This window comes from Nonomuraea sp. NPDC004186 (genome assembly GCF_053603495.1).
This window is the reverse complement of record NZ_JBSGFQ010000198.1, coordinates 1-15,472: the sequence shown is the minus strand read 5'-3', so window position 1 is coordinate 15,472 and position 15,472 is coordinate 1. Positions and strand designations below refer to the sequence as shown.

Genomic DNA, 15,472 nt, shown 5'->3' with positions numbered 1-15,472 from the left:
GGGGGGGGGGGGGGGGGGCGCGCGGCGCGTCCGGGGGGGGGGGCCCCGCCCCCGCGCCGCGGGCGGGGGCTCCCGGCGGCGGGCCGGCGGGGGGGGGGCGGCGCCGTGCCCCGCCCCCGCCAACCAACGGCCGCCGACTGGCCGCTCGTTCCCGCCCCTTGCGATGCCGCACCAGCCTGTCCCGTCCCGCCAGAGGAGGTGCCCGGTGCTGTACCCGCTTGCCCCGTTTCGCCGGACGCGGTGCCCGGTGCCGATCCTTGCGGTGCCGTACCCGCCTGCGCCGTCCCCCCGGGTGCGGTGCCCGATGGCGCACCCTGCGACGCCGCGCCGGCCTGCGCGGTCCCGCTGGACCCGGTGCTCTGTGCTGATCCTTGTGGTGTCGCGCCTGCCTGGGTGGCGCCGCTGGAGGTGGTGCTTGGTGGTGCTCCGGTAGGTGCGCTTCCGGTCTGGGCCGACGCGGTGGGGGCCGACGCGGTGGGGGCCGACGCGGTGGGGGCGCCGGCCGGTGTCGGGGTGAGGCCGCTGCGCTGGGGGGTGCCTGTCGAACCGGTCCCGTGTGCGTCGCCGGCCGGGGTGGGCGGGGTGGTGGTCATCGGGGCGACCCCGCCGGCCCCGTGGGTGGCGGTGTTCTGGGCGCTCCCGCCCTGGCCGGAGCCGGCGGTGGGTGCCGAGGGCGAGGGGGTGGGGTCTTGGGCGCGGACGGTGAATTCCGAGCGGGCGAGGGCCGTTGACGGGTTGGCGAGGGCGGAGAGGACGTCGGTGCTGAGAGGGCTGATGGTGCCCACTCGGCCGGCGCCGGCCGCCATACTGCCCACCAGCCCCTCCATCGTGGGGAGTTGCCAGGTGCCGTACACGACGCCGTTGGAGATCATCCCGGCGGGGGCCGAGACGAGCGCGTTGGTGGCGGCCGCGCTCGCGGCCTTGGTGGGGTACCGCATGAGGACGTTCGCCGGCCCACCGGCGTCCCCGGCCGCGGTGTCGAGGTGGCGCAGGCCGGGGAGGCCGGAGACGTACTTCGAGACCGCGGGCGCGACCCGGGACGCCAGCAGGGCGCCGGTCGCGTCGCCGAGGACGTTCGCGGCCGTCATGCGGGTGTCCCAGCTCGTACGCGTCCCGAGGTCCATCTGCCGGCGCTGGGCGAGCCCGTCCATGAGCAGGCCCTCGCCCACCTCCTCCGGCAGTTCGCGCAGCATGTGGCTGGTGACCGCCCTGGCCAGCAGCCCCTGGCCGAGTTTTCGCCCGCCGAACTGGGCCGCCTGGACGGCGGCGAGCTTCGGCGCGACGGCCGTGAGCCCGCGCCCGGCCCCCGCCGCCCGTTCCAGGGAGCCGAACACCTGGTTGAGGAAGGTACGCAGCCGCTGCGCGTACGCGGCGAGCAGCGGTGTGGTCGCGCCCGCGGTGAGAAAGCTCGCCATGACCCCGACGGCGGCCGCGCTGACCGTGATCCAGTAGCCGACGTTGATGGACAGCTTGCCGTACTGCGTGGCGCGCGCGAAGGAGTCCTGCTGCAGCGCATACGCCCGAGCGGCCTGCGCCATCCCCGCCAGCCCCGTCTCCCCCGACGCGAGCTCGTCGGTGTGCTCGCGGAAGGCGTCGGCCGACGCGCCCGACCACCCGTCCAGCATCGTGGCCCGCGAACTCACGTCCTGCCCGGCCAGCGCCGCCCGCGACAGGTCGTCGAAGGCCACCGCCAGCTCCGCCAGGCCTTTCTCGCTGCCCTCCGGCCACATCTGCCCGGCCGCCACCAGCGAGATCAGGACGTCCACCCACTCGGGCGCGCCCTCTCCCCAGGCCGGCGTGACGTCGGTCGCGTAACCGCCGCTGCCGATCGTGTCGTCGCCAGCGCCCGGCGGGCTGGTGACCGGTGTGCTGCGGTTGTGCTCCGCCCCCGCGTGGACGCTCACACGCGATCGCCCCTCGGCGCGGAGGCGGCCTCGCTCGTGGTCTCCACGGTCTGCCGTACATCCTCGCCGGTGGCCTCGTGGTCCCTCATGAGCTGCCCGGCCCAGGCGATGAGCGTGTCGGGCCCTCCTTCGGCCGAGTAAGCCCGGTAGAACTCCTGCCCGGCAGAGTCGCCACCCCAGGGGGCGGCGGCGTTCAGCCGTTCGATGCGGGCGCTGGCGTCGCGCAGAGCGTCACCGAGTCCGGCGGCGTGGCCCTGCCAGCCCTTGAGCCCGGCCTCGACCTGAGACCGCTCCATGCGTACGTGCTCGGCCATCCGCTACCCGATCTCGCGCAGCCGGTCGTCCAGGTGCCCCAGCACGCTGTCGAGGTCGCCATCCAGGTGGGCCCGCATCTGCTCCGGCGGGACGAGGGGCGCGAACATCCGCACGATCTCCTCCTGGGCCATCGCCGCGGCCTGCTGCACGGTGGCGGTGATGAGGCCGGCCAGCCTGCCGCTGTCCCGCAGGCGGGAGACCCGGGGGTCGAGCTCGAGCCGGATCAGGTCACCGCGGGCGCCCACGGTGGCGGTGACGAGGCCGTCGGGCGAGCTGTGGGTGACCTGCAGGGCTCGGGCGCGTTGGTGCAGTTCCAGGGATTGATCCTGCAGTCGCAAGAAATTGTCACGCAATTGGTTCGCGTATTCATGCAACTGGTCAGCGTTCATTTCTCGCACCGTAATGGGGGAAAGTCGGCGCTTGGCCCCATTTCAGGATTCGTCGAAGTGACGGTCTCCGCCCTGCCGCTCGTCGAGCGGCCGGCGCTGCCCTGGGTACGGGAGACCACCTCGGAGCGCTGAGCGGCCCGCGGCTGGGATAATTGCCGGCATGTGCGAAGCCGGGGGCTTTTGATGCGGTTCGGCGTGTTGGGTCCGGTTGAGGCGCGCCTGCCCGACGGGGGCCCGGTGGCGGTGGGCGGCCCGCAGGTGCGGTCGCTGCTGGCGATGCTGTTGCTGGAGGCCGGTCGCCCGGTGAGCGTCGGGCGGCTGGCCGCCGGCCTGTACGGCGAGGACGCGCCCGCCGACGTGGCGCACGCGCTGCAGTCGCAGGTCTCCCGGCTCCGGCGAGGACTGCGTGACGGGGCGGCCGTGGAGTTCGGACCGGCGGGCTACCGGCTCGCGGTCGACCTCGACGCGGTGGACGCGCACCGGTTCGCCCGGCTGGCCGGGCAGGGCAGGCAGGCGCTGGCCGGCGGGGACCCGGCGAGCGCCGCGATGGTGCTGGGTCAGGCGCTGGACCTGTGGCGCGGGCCGGCGCTCGCCGACGTGCTGGACGCGCCGTTCGCCGAGGCGGCGGCCGCCCGGCTGCTGGAGGAGCGGCTGGCGGCGGTGGAGGACCGGGCCGAGGCCGCGCTCGCGCTGGGCGAGCACCACGCGGTGGCCGCGGAGCTGACGGAGCTGGTGGACGCGCACCCGTTGCGGGAACGGGCGCGGGCGCTGCTGATGCGGGCCCTGTACGCCGGTGGCCGGCAGGCGGAGGCGCTCGCCGCGTACGAGCAGGCCCGCCGGTTCCTGGGCGACGAGCTGGGCGTCGATCCGTCCGCCGAGCTGGCCGAGGCGCACCTGGCCATCCTGCGCGCCGAACCGGCGGCCGCCCCCGCGCTCCGGCGGCTGCCGGCCCAGCTCACCAGCTTCGTCGGAAGGGCGGAGGAGCTGCGCGAGCTCGCGGCGCTGCCGGCCGGATCACGGCTGGTCACGCTGACCGGTCCGGGTGGCACCGGCAAGACGCGGCTGGCGGTGGAGGCGAGCGGCCGGGTGTCCGGGGAGGTGTGCTTCGTCGACCTGTCCGCGTTGAGCGACGGGGCGCAGGTGGCGCCGGCCATGGCCGCCGCGCTGGGCCTGCGCGAGTCGGGACCGCCGGAGGATCGGCTCGTCGCGGCGCTGGCCGACCGGCCGGTGCTGGTGATTCTGGACAACTGCGAGCAGGTCGTCGCGAGCGCGGCCGGGCTCGCGCACCGGCTGCTGGCCGCCTGCCCCGCGCTGCGGATCCTGGCCACCAGCAGGGAGGCGCTCGGCATCACCGGTGAGGTCCTCTTCCCGGTCGGGCAGCTGGCCGTGCCCGCACCCGATGCCGCGCTCGCCGAGGCGCTGGCCTGCCCGGCGGTGCGGCTGTTCGCCGACCGGGCCGCCGCCGTACGGCACGGGTTCGTCGTGGACGCCGCCACGATCGGCGCGGTGCGGCGGATCTGCGCCGCCCTCGACGGGCTGCCGCTGGCCATCGAACTGGCGGCGGCCCGGCTGCGCTCGTTCACCCTGGACGAGGTGGACGCGCGGCTGGCCGACCGGTTCCGGCTGCTGTCACGCGGCGAGCGCACCGCGGCGCCCCGGCATCAGACACTGCGCGCGGTGGTCGACTGGAGCTGGGAGCTGCTCGACCCGGATGAGCAGGCGCTCGCGCGCCGGCTCACCGTGTTCGCGGGCGGCGCCACCCTGGCGGACGCGGAGCGGGTCTGCGGCCTGGACGGGCCGGCCGGGTCCGACGACGTGGCGGCCGTGCTGGCCGGCCTGGTGGACAAGTCGCTCGTCGAGGCACACGACGGCCGCTACCGGATGCTGGAGACGGTGCGCGAGTACTGCGCGGAGCGGCTCGCCGAGACCGGGGAGCGGGAGGAATGCCTGCGAGCGCACGCGGAGTGCTTCACCGCGCTGGCCGAAGCCGCCGACCACCACCTGCGGGGGCCCGGCCAGCTGGATCGGCTCGCGCGGCTGGACGCCGAGCACGGCAACCTGCTGGCCGCACTGGGCTGGGCCGTCACCGCCGACCCGCCGCTGGCCGCGCGGCTGATCGCGGCCCTGTCCTGGTTCTGGTGGCTGCGCGGCCTGCGCGGCGAGGCCGCCCCGCTCGCCGCCCGGCTGCTGGGCGAACACGCTCCCGGTGCGGAGAAGGTCGAGGAGTACGCGTGCTGCGTCGTGACCGCCGCCGCGACCGGCAACTCCACCGATGCCGGCCTGCGCGACCACCTGGACCGCGCCGCCGCCGGCCTCGCCGCGCACGACCGGCCACTGCGCCGGCCCCACGTCGTGTTCCTGCTCTCGATGGCCGGACGCCTGCTCGACGTCGATCCCGCGCTTCAGCACCGGCTGTTCGACACCGACCCGTGGTCGCAGGCGTTCCTGCGCATGGGCGACGGACTGCGGCTGCTGCTCGGCGGTCGGACCTCCGCCGCCGAGGACGCGCTCACCGCCGCGCTGGCCGGTTTCCGCACGTCGGGCGACCGCTGGGCGATCGCGAACTCGCTGGACAAGCTCGCCGGGATCGCGGCCTGGCGCGGTGAGCGGGCCCGCGCGGTCGCCTGGATGGACGAGGCCATCACGCTCATCGAGGAGCTGGGCCGTACGGAGGACGCCGCGGACCTCCTCACCCGCCGCGCCGACCTGCTGGCCCAGGACGGTGACCTCACCGCCGCCGGGACCGGCTACGAGCGCGCCGCCGAGGTCGCCCGCGCCGTCGGCGCGCCGGACCTGCTCGCCGACGCCCGCCGTGGCCTCGCCGACCTCGCCCGCCGATCCGGCGAACCCGACCAGGCCCGGCAGCTGTACGAGGCGGCGCTGGCCGGCTGCGGAGACGCCTCGATCACCGGGAGCCGGATCCGTGCCCGCATCCTCACCGGACTCGGCTGGGCCGCCGCCATGGACGGGGACGCCGCGCAGGCCCGCGCCCACCACCGCGCCGCCCTCGAGACGGCCGTGCGCAGCGGCAACCTGCCGGCCGCCGCGGACGCGGTGGACGGCCTCGCGGGGGCCGCGCTGCTGGCCGGTGACGCGGAACGGGCCGCGACGCTCATCGGCGCGGCGGCGTCCCTGCGCGGGGCGGAGCTGGTCGCCGACCGCGACGTGGACGAGACGGCCGCCGAGGCCGAACGCGCGCTCGGGCCCGGCCGGTACGCCGAAGCACGTCACCGGGGCCGCGGGCTGAGCACCGAGGAGGTGCTCGACCTGGCCGGTGAGTGACGGTGAGCGCTTGGTGAGCGCCTGGCGAGCGGGACCGGCGACGCTGTCGCCATGACACAGCACCTTGTGAACAAGACGGTCCTGATCTCCGGCGCCAGCGTGGCCGGCCCCGCCCTCGCGTACTGGTTGCAGCGGTACGGCTTCACCCCGACCGTCGTGGAGCTGGCCCCGGCGCTGCGGGAAGGCGGCTACAAGGTCGACCTGCGCGGCGTGGCGATGGACGTCGTCGACCGGATGGGCCTCACCCCGGCCGTCAAGCGGTACAGCACGCGGATGCGCGGCGGCGCCTGGGTGAACGCGGCCGGCAAGCCGCTCGCCACCCTGGGCCCCGACCTCATCGGCCTGCGGGCCCCCGGCGACGACGAGGTGCTGCGCGGCGACCTGGCCCGCATCATGTACGACGCGACCAAGCAGGGCGTGGAGTACCTGTTCGGCGACAGCATCACCGGCCTCACCCAGGGCCACGACGGCGTCATGGTGACCTTCGCGCGCTCCGCGCCGCGCATGTTCGACCTCGTGATCGGCGCCGACGGGCTGCACTCGAACCTGCGGGCCCAGGCCTTCGGCGAAGAGGCGAAGTTCGTGCGCCCGCTCGGCATGCACGCGTGCGTGTTCACCGTGCCCAACCACCTCGGCCTCGACCGCTGGGAGCTGATCTACCCGACGCCGGGCAAGGTCGTGAACCTCTACAGCACCCGGCAGTCCGCCGCCAAGGCCCAGTTCATCTTCCCCACCCCCGCCGTGCTGCCCGACCGCCGCGACGTCGCGGCACAACAGCGCCTGGTCGCCGAGACCTTCGCCGGCGCCGGTTGGGAGAGCTCCACGCTGCTGGCCGCCATGCCGCACTCCCCCGACTTCTACTTCGACTCCGCCAGCCAGGTCCGGCTGGACCGCTGGTCGGCCGGGCGGATCGCGCTGGTCGGCGACGCCGCGCACAGCCCGTCGCCGCTGTCGGGGCAGGGCACCAGCCTCGCCCTCGTGGGGGCGTACGTGCTGGCCGGCGAGCTGAAGGCCGCCGGGGGCGACCACCGGGTGGCGTTCGCCCGCTACCAGGAGGAGATGAGCGGGTACGTCGACGTGAACCTCAGCCTCGGCGAGAGCAACGCCAAGCAGATGGTGGCCGGCAGCACCCGCCAGATCCGCATGCAGACCACCATGATGCGGATGGTCAGCCACCTGCCGTGGAAGGACCTGGCCCTGCGCCCGATCCTGAAGCCGCTCAACGCCGCCGCGAACGCCATCACCCTCAAGGACTACTGAGCGGCCCGCAGGTGTTCGTGCGCCCATTCCTCGAGGGTCGTGAGCGGGAGGCCGAGCGCCCGCGCGTACTCCGGGCGGGCGGGTTGCCCGACCACGTTGAGGAACTCGTGTGAATCGACGCCATAGCCGGGCATGCCCGCGGCGACCGCCTCCTCGACGGTCATGTCGGGCGCGGTCAGCTCGGTGCCCAGAGCGCGGGAGAGCGCCTTGGCGATGTCCGTCATCGTCAGGTAGTCGCTCGCCAGCTCCAGCTCGACCCCGTCGAACCGCTCCGGCGCGGCGATGGCCGCCGCGGCCGCCGTGCCGATGTCCTCGACCGCGACGAGGGAGAGCCGGGTGCCCGGCTTCAGCACGGTCGCCAGGCCGCCCTCGACGCCGCGCGGGAGCAGGTACGCCACGGACGGGAGGAAGTTCTCCATGAAGAAGCCCGGCTTGATGATCGACCAGTGTGTGAAACCCGCCTCGCGTACCCGATCCTGGGCGCCGGCCTTGGCGGCGAAGACGGGCTCCATCGACGCCCAGCGCCCTTCGGCCCAGCCGGGCGCCTCGATGTGCTGCCCCGCGCCGGAGACGGACGTGTGCACGAACTGCGGCACGCCCGCGGCCAGCGCGCCTTCGACGAGGTTGACGGCCTGGGTCAGCTCGCCCGCGAAGTCGAAGGCGCCGTCCTTCACCGCGGGCATCTGCACCGAGAAGACGGCCCGGGCTCCTCGCGCGGCCCTGATCACGGAGTCGCGGTCGTGGAGGTCGCCGGTGACCAGCTCGGCGCCGAGCGCCTCGACGGCCCTGGCCCGGTCGGTCGCGGGGTCGCGGACCAGCGCCCGTACGGGGACGCCCGCCGCGAGCAGGGCGCGGGCGGTGGCGCCGCCCTGCTGTCCGGTGGCTCCGGTGACCAGGACGGGTGCGGGATCGGTGGACATGTGGCTCCTCCAGGGATATTAAACGGCGGCCCCCGCCGCTTATATTTCGGTAAGATACGGCGGACCCCGCCACTTAGCAAACTGTGAGGTGACGCCATGACCCCCCAGCGCGCGGACGCCCGCCGCAACTACGCACTCCTGCTCGCCGTGGCCGAGGAGGCGATCGCCACGTACGGCGCCGACGCGTCCCTGGAGCAGATCGCCCGCACTGCCGGAGTCGGATCCGGCACCGTGCGCAGGCACTTCCCCACCCGCCAAGCACTGCTGGAGGCGGTCTTCCGCGAACGGGTCGAGACCCTGTGCGCCCACGCCCGCGACCTGACCGGCCGGCCCGACACCCGGGCCGCGCTGCTGGAGTGGCTGAGCGCCGTCACCGCGCAGGCCGCGACCATCCGGGGGCTGGCCATCGCGCTGACCCGCGACCGCGCGACCGGTCCCGGCGAGACGCAGGAGCACTGCGCCTCGGCGCAGCTCACCGAGGCGGGCGAGCCGCTGGCGCGGCGCGCCGCGGACGACGGCGCGCTGGCACCGGGGGTGACCATCGACGACCTGCTCACCCTGATCACCGGCATCGCCCTGGCCACGGAGCACCACCCGGACCCCGCCGCCGAGTCAGCCCGGCTGCTCGGCCTGGCCGTGGCGGGACTCAGCCCTCATCAAGAGTGAGCCGACCCGGCCACGAAGGACTCCAGCCGGTACAGGAGGCCGGCCATCTCGCCCTCGGGCAGGCGGGCGGTGTCGGCGCTCAGTTCCACACCGAGCGTGCCCTTCCAGCGCATCAGGGCCACGCAGAAGTCGCAGCTGCGCCGGTCCATGCCGGGCAGCCATTCCAGCTCGGACTCCCCGTCCGCGCGGTCGGAGCCACCCGAATCCTCGCCGGGGCGCAGGTCGTTGAAGCAGCACAACGGGAACATGGGGACGCCTCGGTCGGCGCTCATCCGGTCGACCATCGCGTGCAGGGCCAGCGAGTCGAAGCGGGCGCGCCGGTAAGACGCGAGAACCGCCGAATACGCGCTCACGAGGGTCTCGGCAAGGCTTCCGCACGGGCCCAGGGTGAACAGTCCCAGCTGATTCAGGCTGGTGACCAGGCCCCGGGTCCGGCTGTTGAAGCGGTTGTGCACGATCGGGGTGATCGCGGACACCTCGTGCCCGGTCAGCTCGCGCAGCAGCATGGCGACCGCCACCAGCAGGACTGTGGCGGTGCTGACGCCGGTGCGGCGGGCGAGCACCTGTGCGGCGTGGTCGAGCCGGGGCGAGGACAGCACGGCCCGCGCGAACCTCGGCGTCGCGCCGCTGCTGACCACGGTGGGGAACATGGCGGACGGTACGGTCCGCAGCAGCGCCTCCCACTGGGCGATCGACCGGTCCGAACGGGCCGAGGCCGCCTCCTCCTCCCGTACCAGGTCGAGCAACTGCGACGACGGCGGCCGCGTGATCACTCCGCGGAGCAGCAGCATCCGCAGATCGCGTACCACGACGTCGGCCGCGCGCCAGTCCGCGACGACATGATTCATCACGAGCGCCACGTGGGTGACGACGCCGTCGCAGACCACGATCCCGGCGCGCAGCGGCTGCTCGCCGTCGCCGAAGGGTCGCCCGGCCAGACGGGCGACAAGTCCGGCCGCGGCATCGTCCACGTCGCCGCGTGCGGCCTCGACCAGCTCGATCGCCAGGGTCCCGGCCGCCGCCACCTCCTGGTACGGCCCGGTCGCGCCGAGCCGTACCACGGATCTCAGGGCGTCGTGCCGGCCCATCACCTCGGCCAGAGCGGCCGCCACGGCCCTGGGATGGCGCGGGCCTCCCGCGCCCGGGACGGTCAGCAGCCGGGGCACGTTGAAGTAGCGTGCGTCCGGCCCCACCCCCTGGATGGCCGTCCAGACGTCCCGCTGTCCCCATGCGAGCTCCGCCGTGCCGGAACGGCCGGAGGCGAAGTCCACCGAAAGCCGCATGGCGCTCTCCTTAGTTCCGGACCGCTGCTCCGAGCTCGGACAGCCGCAGGCTCGGGTCGCCGCCCGCGCGCGTCACCACGCGGGCGAACGCCTCCACCAGACGGTGCGCGGTGGCGGCGTCGAACAGGTCGGTCGCGTACTCCAGCCAGCCGCCGATCCCCTCGGGCCCCCGGTACACGTCGAGGGACACCTCCACCCGGGCCCGGCCCAGGTCGGGCTGCGGACACACCTCCACGACCAGGTCCCCCAGCTCGGTGCGGAGCAGGTCGCCGGTGGGCAGGTTGTGGGTGAGGTTGAACATCGCCTGGCACAGCGGCGGACGGCTCAGGTCGCGCGGCACCCGCAGCGCGCCGAGGATGCGGTCCAAGGAGGTTCCGGCGTGGGCGAGGGCCTTCATGGTGCTGATCCGGGTACGCCGCAGCAGCTCGCCGAAGGTCGGGTCCCCCGACAGGTCGGCCCGCGCGACGAGCGTGGTGGAGAAGTAGCCGATCAGCGGGGCCAGCTCGGGCCGGTCCCGGCCGGCCACGGGCACGCCCACGCAGAAGTCGTCCTGCCCGGCGGCCGCGCCCAGCGTGACCTGCCACGCGGCGAGCAGGGCCATGAACGGGGTGGCCCGGTGGGCGCGCGCGAGGAGTTCCAGGCGGGTGACGTCCGCGTCCGGCACGGCCACGGCCGCCTTCGCGCCGCGGCCGGTCCAGCGGGCCGGGCGGGGGTGGTCGAGGGGCAGGTCGAGCGGGGGTGCCCCGGCGAGCCGTCCGGTCCAGTAGTCCAGGTGGTCCCGGCCCTCCTCGGCCCGCCGCCGCTCGGCCGCGGCGAAGTCGCGGTACTGCGCGGGCAGCTCGTCCAGCAGGGGCGCACGGCCCTCCCGGTGGGCGCGGTAGCACTCGCCGAGCTCGCGCATGAGCACGTCGAGCGACCAGTGGTCGACCACGATGTGGTGCAGCACGATGCACAGGACGGCGTCGTCGGCGGCCAGGCGCAGCAGGCCCGCCCGCCACGCGGGGGCCGCCGCGAGGTCGAACGGCCGCCCCGCGTAGCCGGCGACCGCCTGTCCGAGGTCGGCGGAGGCGGGATCCAGGCGGTCCAGCCGTACCTCGCCGGGCTCGTCCACGACCTGCGCGGGCAGGTCGCCGTCCAGGACGAAGCGGGTGCGCAGCACCTCGTGCCGGGCGGCGATCGCGGTGAACGCCGCGGCGAGTGCGGTCTCGTCGACGGGGCCGCGCAGCCGTACCGGCCAGGTGATGTGATAGGCGCAGTCGTCAGGATCGAAGCGCTGCAGGAACCACAGCCGCTCCTGCCCGGTGGACAGCGGCCAGGTGCGCTGGTCCCGGCCGCCGAGCAGCGCCCTGCGCAGGGCCGCACGGCGTTCGGGGGGCAGCGTGGCCAGGCGGCGCCGCAGCTTCTCGCGCTCGAGGTCGGGGCTCACGTGGGGGTCACCTCGAAGGTTGGGAACGCTCCCACCGAAGCCTAGGTTTTACGCCGGAGGCCGGTCAAGATCCCCCATCGCGACGCCATGTGACCGGAAGCGGACGGTGGGCGATCAGTACACGTGGCACCGGCCCTTCATTCTCGGCATTTGACAGTCTGGAAAGCTCCCCGTCCGACCATTGCCGCTCCTCATGGTGATCGATAGAATTTGTGGGAGCGCTCCCAAAACCACCATTCCCCCTCAAGGAGTGCCAATCGTGCCGGAACGCCTGCTGGAAGAGATCACGGAGGACCTGTCCGACGACGACCTCGGGCTGCTCCTGCTGATCAGGCACTTCGAACGCAAGCTGCTCGACCTGTTCGGCCAAGGGCTCGTGCAGGGCACCACCCACACCTGCCTGGGGCAGGAGTACGTGCCGGTCGCGCTCACGCCGCTGCTGGGCGAGCGGGACCACGTCTTCAGCAATCATCGCGGACACGGCCACTACCTGGCACGATTCCGGGATCCGTACGGACTGCTCGCGGAGATCACCGGGCGGGAGGGCGCGGTCTGCGGGGGCGTGGGCGGCAGCCAGCACATCCTGTCCGGCCGCTACCTGTCCACCGGGATCCAGGGCGAGAGCCTGCCGGTCGCCGCGGGCGTGGCGCTGCACCTGCGGGACGCCGAGCCGGGCGCGCTGGCGCTGGCGTACATCGGCGACGGGACGTGGGGCGAGGGCGCCGTGTACGAGGCGCTCAACATGGCCGCGCTCTGGCGACTGCCGCTGGTCGTGGCGACCGAGAACAACGGGATCGCGCAGACCACGCCGACGTCGGCGCAGCTGGCGGGCACGATCGGGGATCGGGCGCGGGCGTTCGGGTGCCGGTTCCTGCACGTGGACTCGCGGCATCCGCACGAGATCCGGGACGCGCTGCGGCCGCTGTTCGAGCGGACCAGGCAGGGCGCGGGGCCGCTGGTGGTGGAGTTCGCCACGCACCGGATCGGGCCGCACAGCAAGGGCGACGACACCCGCTCCGCCGAGGAGATCCGGCGCGCCCGCGACCACGACTGGTACCCGCGCCAGGGCGGCTCCCCCCGCTTCGCCCGCCTGGACGCGGAGGCGCGCGCGTTCGTCGAGGTGGTGGCCGGTGAGGTGCTCGGGCGGCCGCTGTCGGCGCGGGAGGGCTGAGGCGATGCGGGTCGCGGAGAGCCTCAACCGGGCGCTGCACGAGGTGCTGGCCGAGGATCCGTCCGTGCGGGTGCTCGGCGAGGACGTGCTCGACCCGTACGGCGGGGCGTTCAAGATCACGAAAGGGCTGTCCAGCCGTTTCCCCGGCCGGGTGCTGGCCACCCCGATCAGCGAGAACGGCATCGTCGGCGTGGCCGGCGGCCTGGCCCTCGCGGGCGGCAAGGCCATCGTCGAGATCATGTTCTCCGACTTCGTGGCCCTGGCCTTCGACCAGATCGTGAATTTCGCCAGTAAATCGGTCTCCATGTACGGCAGGCCGCTGCGGCTGCCGCTGATCGTGCGCTGCCCGTCCGGGGGCGGTCGCGGCTACGGCCCCACGCACAGCCAGAGCCTGCAGAAGCACTTCATCGGCGTCCCCGGGCTCGCGGTGTACGAGGTGTCCCCCTTCGACGACCATCGCGAGCTGTTCGGCGAGATGCTCGCGCGCGGCGAGCCGTGCCTGCTGTTCGAGGACAAGATCCTCTACACCCGGCAGCTCTTCGGCGGCGGGGTCGCGGACGATCTGTTCCAGTACGACGTGCTGCCCGGGGCCGGCGGGGTGGCCAGGGTGTACGTGGACGATCCCGAGCAGGCCGACTGCGTGATCATCGCGCCGGGCGGGCTGGCGCACCGGGCCCTGGCCGCGATGCGCACGCTGCTGCTGGAGCGGGAGATCTCCTGCCTGCTGCTCGTGCCGCGGCGCCTGTACCCCTTCGACGTGGCCCCGCTGTCGCCGCTGCTGGAGCGGGCCGGCGCCGTGGTCGTCGCCGAGGAGAGCACCGCGGGCGGCACCTGGGGGGCCGAGGTGGCGCACCAGGTGCACAGCCGGCTCTGGGGGCGCCTGCGGCGTCCCGTGTCCCTCGTCCACTCGGCGGCAAGCGTGATCCCGGCGGCCGCCCATCTCGAGCGTGACGTGCTGGTGCAGGACACCGCCATCGTCCGCGCCGTACAGGAGCTCCTGCCTTGACCGAGCTGCGCGTGCCCAAGCTCAACAACAACGACACCGAGTACCTGCTGGTCGAGTGGCTGGCCGAGGACGGCGCGGGGGTGGTGAAGGGCGATCCGGTGGTGGTCCTGGAGACCTCCAAGGCGGCCGAGGAGCTGATGGCCGAGGCCGACGGCGTACTTCGGCGGACGGCGGAGACCGGCGCCACCTGCCGGCCCGGGGACGTGATCGCGCACATCTCCGACGGCTCGGCACCCCCGCCGGCGGCCCCCGACCCCGGTGCGGCGGCCGGGGGGCCGATCGTCACCGCGCCCGCCCAGGCGCTGATCGACGAGCACGGCGTGGACCCGGCCCGGATCCGCGCGCTGGGCAAGAAGCTGATCAAGCGCGCCGACGTGCTGGCCCTGCTGGAAACCGGCACGCTGGAAACCGGCACAGGCGATGCGCAGCCGCTGCCGGCCGTTCAGCGGGCCGTGGCCGCCGCGGTCACCCGTTCCCACCAGACGATCCCGGCCGCCTTCACCGCCGTGAAGCTGGACGCCGGCCCCGCGATCGCCCGGGCCCGCGCCCTCAGCAAGGAGGCCAGGGCGCTGATCGGGCTGCCGGAGCTGCTGGTCTCGGCGGTCGCGTCGCTGCACGGGCGGTTCCCGATGTGCTTCGCCGAGCCGGTGGCAGCCGACCCCTTGGCCGTACGCCCCTCGACGGCGCCGAACGTCGGCGTCACCGTGGACGTCGGCAACGGCCTGTACGTCCCGGTGCTGCGCGACGCCGACCGCCTGTCCGTCAAGGAGATCGCGGAGCGGCTCACGGCGTACCGGACGAAGGCGGCACAGGCGGCGTTCCGCGAGGGCGACCTGGCGGGCGGGAACATCGTCGTCACCCTGCACACCGACACGGCCGTGCTCCTCGCCGTGCCGATCGTGTTCCCCGGGCAGACGTGCGCGCTGTCGCTGTGCGCGCCGCAGCACGAGTTCGCCCTCGACTCCGCCGGGAATGTCGTGAAACGCACCACGGTCACCCTCGGGCTCGCGTTCGATCACCGCCTCGTCAACGGGCGCGAGGCGGCGATGTTCCTGAACGCCATCCGGAAGACGATCACTCCCTGAGCCCGGACGGCCCGGTCAGGGCGCGCCGCGCGTCCTCCTCGCTCATCGCGTCGATCTCCTCGATCAGCAGGTCCTCGACGGCCCCGGCGAGCTCGGCCACGGTGCCGCAGCCGAACACCACCCGGATCGGCACCTCCACCTCCAGCATCGCCCGCAACCGCGCCGCGACCCGAGTGGTCATCAGCGAGTGCCCGCCCAGCTCCAGCAGGTCGTCCAGCACGCCGACCCGTTCGAGACCCAGAACCTCGGCCCAGATCTCGGCGACCAGCGCCTCGCTGTCGGTGCGCGGCGCCGTGTAGTCCGTCCCGGTGACCCGGTCCGGCTCGGGCAGCGCCGCCCGGTCGAGCTTGCCCCGGGAGGTGAGCGGCAGCTCCGCCAGCCGTGACCACCGGGTCGGCACGAAGCCCCTCGGCAGCCGGCCCGCGGCGTGCGCGCGCAGCTCGGCCGGGGCGGCGGGGCCGGTGAAGTACGCCACCAGGTCCTCGCCGCGCGCGGCCACGGCCACCTGCCCGGCGCCGGGGTGCTCGCGCAGGGCTGCCTCCACGTCGCCGGGCTCGATGCGCACGCCGCGCACCTTGACCTGGTCGTCCAGGCGGCCCACGAACTCCAGCTGCCCGTCCGAGCGCCACCGCGCCCGGTCACCGGTGCGCAGGCGCCGGGCGCCGGGCTCGCCGTACGGGTCGGGCTCGAAGGCGGCGGCGGTGCGGCGGGGCAGCCCGGCATATCCGCGGGCCACCCCGGCGCCGCCGATCGCCAGCTCGCCCG

Annotated in this window: 14 protein-coding genes; 7 read left to right on the top strand and 7 right to left on the bottom strand. The window is 74.3% G+C overall.

Going from position 1 to position 15,472, the window contains the following annotated elements; translation table 11 throughout:
* The 3 genes from ACWEPL_RS62355 to ACWEPL_RS62345 form a co-directional block, all read right to left on the bottom strand.
* The coding region (locus tag ACWEPL_RS62355; RefSeq protein WP_452442336.1) for a WXG100-like domain-containing protein at positions 1–1,904 on the bottom strand (1,904 nt) is incomplete at its 3' end.
* Positions 1,901–2,200 (bottom strand): hypothetical protein, encoded by a 300-nt coding sequence (locus ACWEPL_RS62350; RefSeq protein WP_363975277.1) that lies wholly within the window; start codon positions 2,198–2,200, stop codon positions 1,901–1,903. The genes ACWEPL_RS62350 and ACWEPL_RS62355, both read right to left, overlap by 4 nt.
* A 21-nt stretch (positions 2,201–2,221) precedes the next feature.
* Positions 2,222–2,557 carry a YbaB/EbfC family nucleoid-associated protein gene (locus ACWEPL_RS62345; RefSeq protein WP_350735536.1) on the bottom strand — a complete coding sequence of 112 codons (336 nt, stop codon included), beginning with the start codon at positions 2,555–2,557 and terminating at the stop codon, positions 2,222–2,224.
* Between ACWEPL_RS62345 and ACWEPL_RS62340 the strand changes: the two genes are divergently transcribed.
* The 3 genes from ACWEPL_RS62340 to ACWEPL_RS62330 all read left to right on the top strand — a co-directional run bounded on the left by ACWEPL_RS62340 (position 2,540) and on the right by ACWEPL_RS62330 (position 7,150).
* A complete protein-coding gene (locus tag ACWEPL_RS62340) occupies positions 2,540–2,740 on the top strand; it encodes a hypothetical protein (RefSeq protein ID WP_452442335.1) in 201 nt (66 codons plus the stop codon). The two genes, ACWEPL_RS62345 and ACWEPL_RS62340, sit on opposite strands and share 18 nt — an antisense overlap.
* A gap of 63 nt (positions 2,741–2,803) precedes the next feature.
* Complete coding sequence (locus ACWEPL_RS62335) at positions 2,804–5,890, top strand: BTAD domain-containing putative transcriptional regulator (RefSeq protein WP_452442334.1); 3,087 nt, start codon at positions 2,804–2,806, stop codon at positions 5,888–5,890.
* A gap of 51 nt (positions 5,891–5,941) precedes the next feature.
* Positions 5,942–7,150 carry an FAD-dependent monooxygenase gene (locus ACWEPL_RS62330; protein ID WP_452442333.1) on the top strand — a complete coding sequence of 403 codons (1,209 nt, stop codon included), beginning with the start codon at positions 5,942–5,944 and terminating at the stop codon, positions 7,148–7,150.
* Here the strand turns inward: ACWEPL_RS62330 and ACWEPL_RS62325 are convergent.
* Positions 7,144–8,070, bottom strand: coding sequence for an NmrA family NAD(P)-binding protein (locus ACWEPL_RS62325; protein WP_452442332.1), 927 nt, complete (start codon positions 8,068–8,070; stop codon positions 7,144–7,146). The genes ACWEPL_RS62330 and ACWEPL_RS62325 overlap by 7 nt on opposite strands.
* 96 nt (positions 8,071–8,166) lie before the next feature.
* Here ACWEPL_RS62325 and ACWEPL_RS62320 point away from each other — a divergent pair, with 96 nt between their 5' ends.
* Complete coding sequence (locus ACWEPL_RS62320; protein ID WP_363975258.1) at positions 8,167–8,736, top strand: TetR/AcrR family transcriptional regulator; 570 nt, start codon at positions 8,167–8,169, stop codon at positions 8,734–8,736.
* Here ACWEPL_RS62320 and ACWEPL_RS62315 read toward each other — a convergent pair.
* Positions 8,727–10,019, bottom strand: coding sequence for a condensation domain-containing protein (locus ACWEPL_RS62315; RefSeq protein ID WP_452442331.1), 1,293 nt, complete (start codon positions 10,017–10,019; stop codon positions 8,727–8,729). The genes ACWEPL_RS62320 and ACWEPL_RS62315 overlap by 10 nt on opposite strands.
* Before the next feature lie 10 nt (positions 10,020–10,029).
* A complete protein-coding gene (locus ACWEPL_RS62310) occupies positions 10,030–11,445 on the bottom strand; it encodes a condensation domain-containing protein (RefSeq protein WP_452442330.1) in 1,416 nt (471 codons plus the stop codon).
* A 259-nt stretch (positions 11,446–11,704) separates the two neighbouring features.
* Here ACWEPL_RS62310 and ACWEPL_RS62305 point away from each other — a divergent pair, with 259 nt between their 5' ends.
* The 3 genes from ACWEPL_RS62305 to ACWEPL_RS62295 are packed head-to-tail and all read left to right on the top strand — an operon-like array spanning position 11,705 to position 14,707.
* On the top strand, positions 11,705–12,616 hold the full coding sequence (locus ACWEPL_RS62305; RefSeq protein ID WP_452442329.1) for a thiamine pyrophosphate-dependent dehydrogenase E1 component subunit alpha: 912 nt from the start codon (positions 11,705–11,707) through the stop codon (positions 12,614–12,616).
* Positions 12,617–12,620: 4 nt separating this feature from the next.
* Positions 12,621–13,622, top strand: coding sequence for an alpha-ketoacid dehydrogenase subunit beta (locus tag ACWEPL_RS62300; protein WP_355199833.1), 1,002 nt, complete (start codon positions 12,621–12,623; stop codon positions 13,620–13,622).
* Complete coding sequence (locus tag ACWEPL_RS62295) at positions 13,619–14,707, top strand: 2-oxo acid dehydrogenase subunit E2 (protein WP_452442328.1); 1,089 nt, start codon at positions 13,619–13,621, stop codon at positions 14,705–14,707. The genes ACWEPL_RS62300 and ACWEPL_RS62295 overlap by 4 nt, the downstream gene beginning before the upstream one ends.
* On the opposite strand, the gene ACWEPL_RS62290 is transcribed toward ACWEPL_RS62295, so the two are convergent.
* Positions 14,697–15,472, bottom strand: a 776-nt coding sequence (locus tag ACWEPL_RS62290) for a phosphopantetheine-binding protein (RefSeq protein ID WP_452442327.1), incomplete at its 5' end; no start/stop codon positions are given. The two genes, ACWEPL_RS62295 and ACWEPL_RS62290, sit on opposite strands and share 11 nt — an antisense overlap.

Bases quoted from the DNA above. Each gene is read 5' to 3' on its own strand.
- ACWEPL_RS62350 (WP_363975277.1), bottom strand. From the start codon at position 2,200: ATGGAGCGGTCTCAGGTCGAGGCCGGGCTCAAGGGCTGGCAGGGCCAC.
- ACWEPL_RS62330 (WP_452442333.1), top strand. From the start codon at position 5,942: ATGACACAGCACCTTGTGAACAAGACGGTCCTGATCTCCGGCGCCAGC.
- ACWEPL_RS62325 (WP_452442332.1), bottom strand. From the start codon at position 8,070: ATGTCCACCGATCCCGCACCCGTCCTGGTCACCGGAGCCACCGGACAG.
- ACWEPL_RS62320 (WP_363975258.1), top strand. From the start codon at position 8,167: ATGACCCCCCAGCGCGCGGACGCCCGCCGCAACTACGCACTCCTGCTC.
- ACWEPL_RS62315 (WP_452442331.1), bottom strand. From the start codon at position 10,019: ATGCGGCTTTCGGTGGACTTCGCCTCCGGCCGTTCCGGCACGGCGGAG.
- ACWEPL_RS62300 (WP_355199833.1), top strand. From the start codon at position 12,621: ATGCGGGTCGCGGAGAGCCTCAACCGGGCGCTGCACGAGGTGCTGGCC.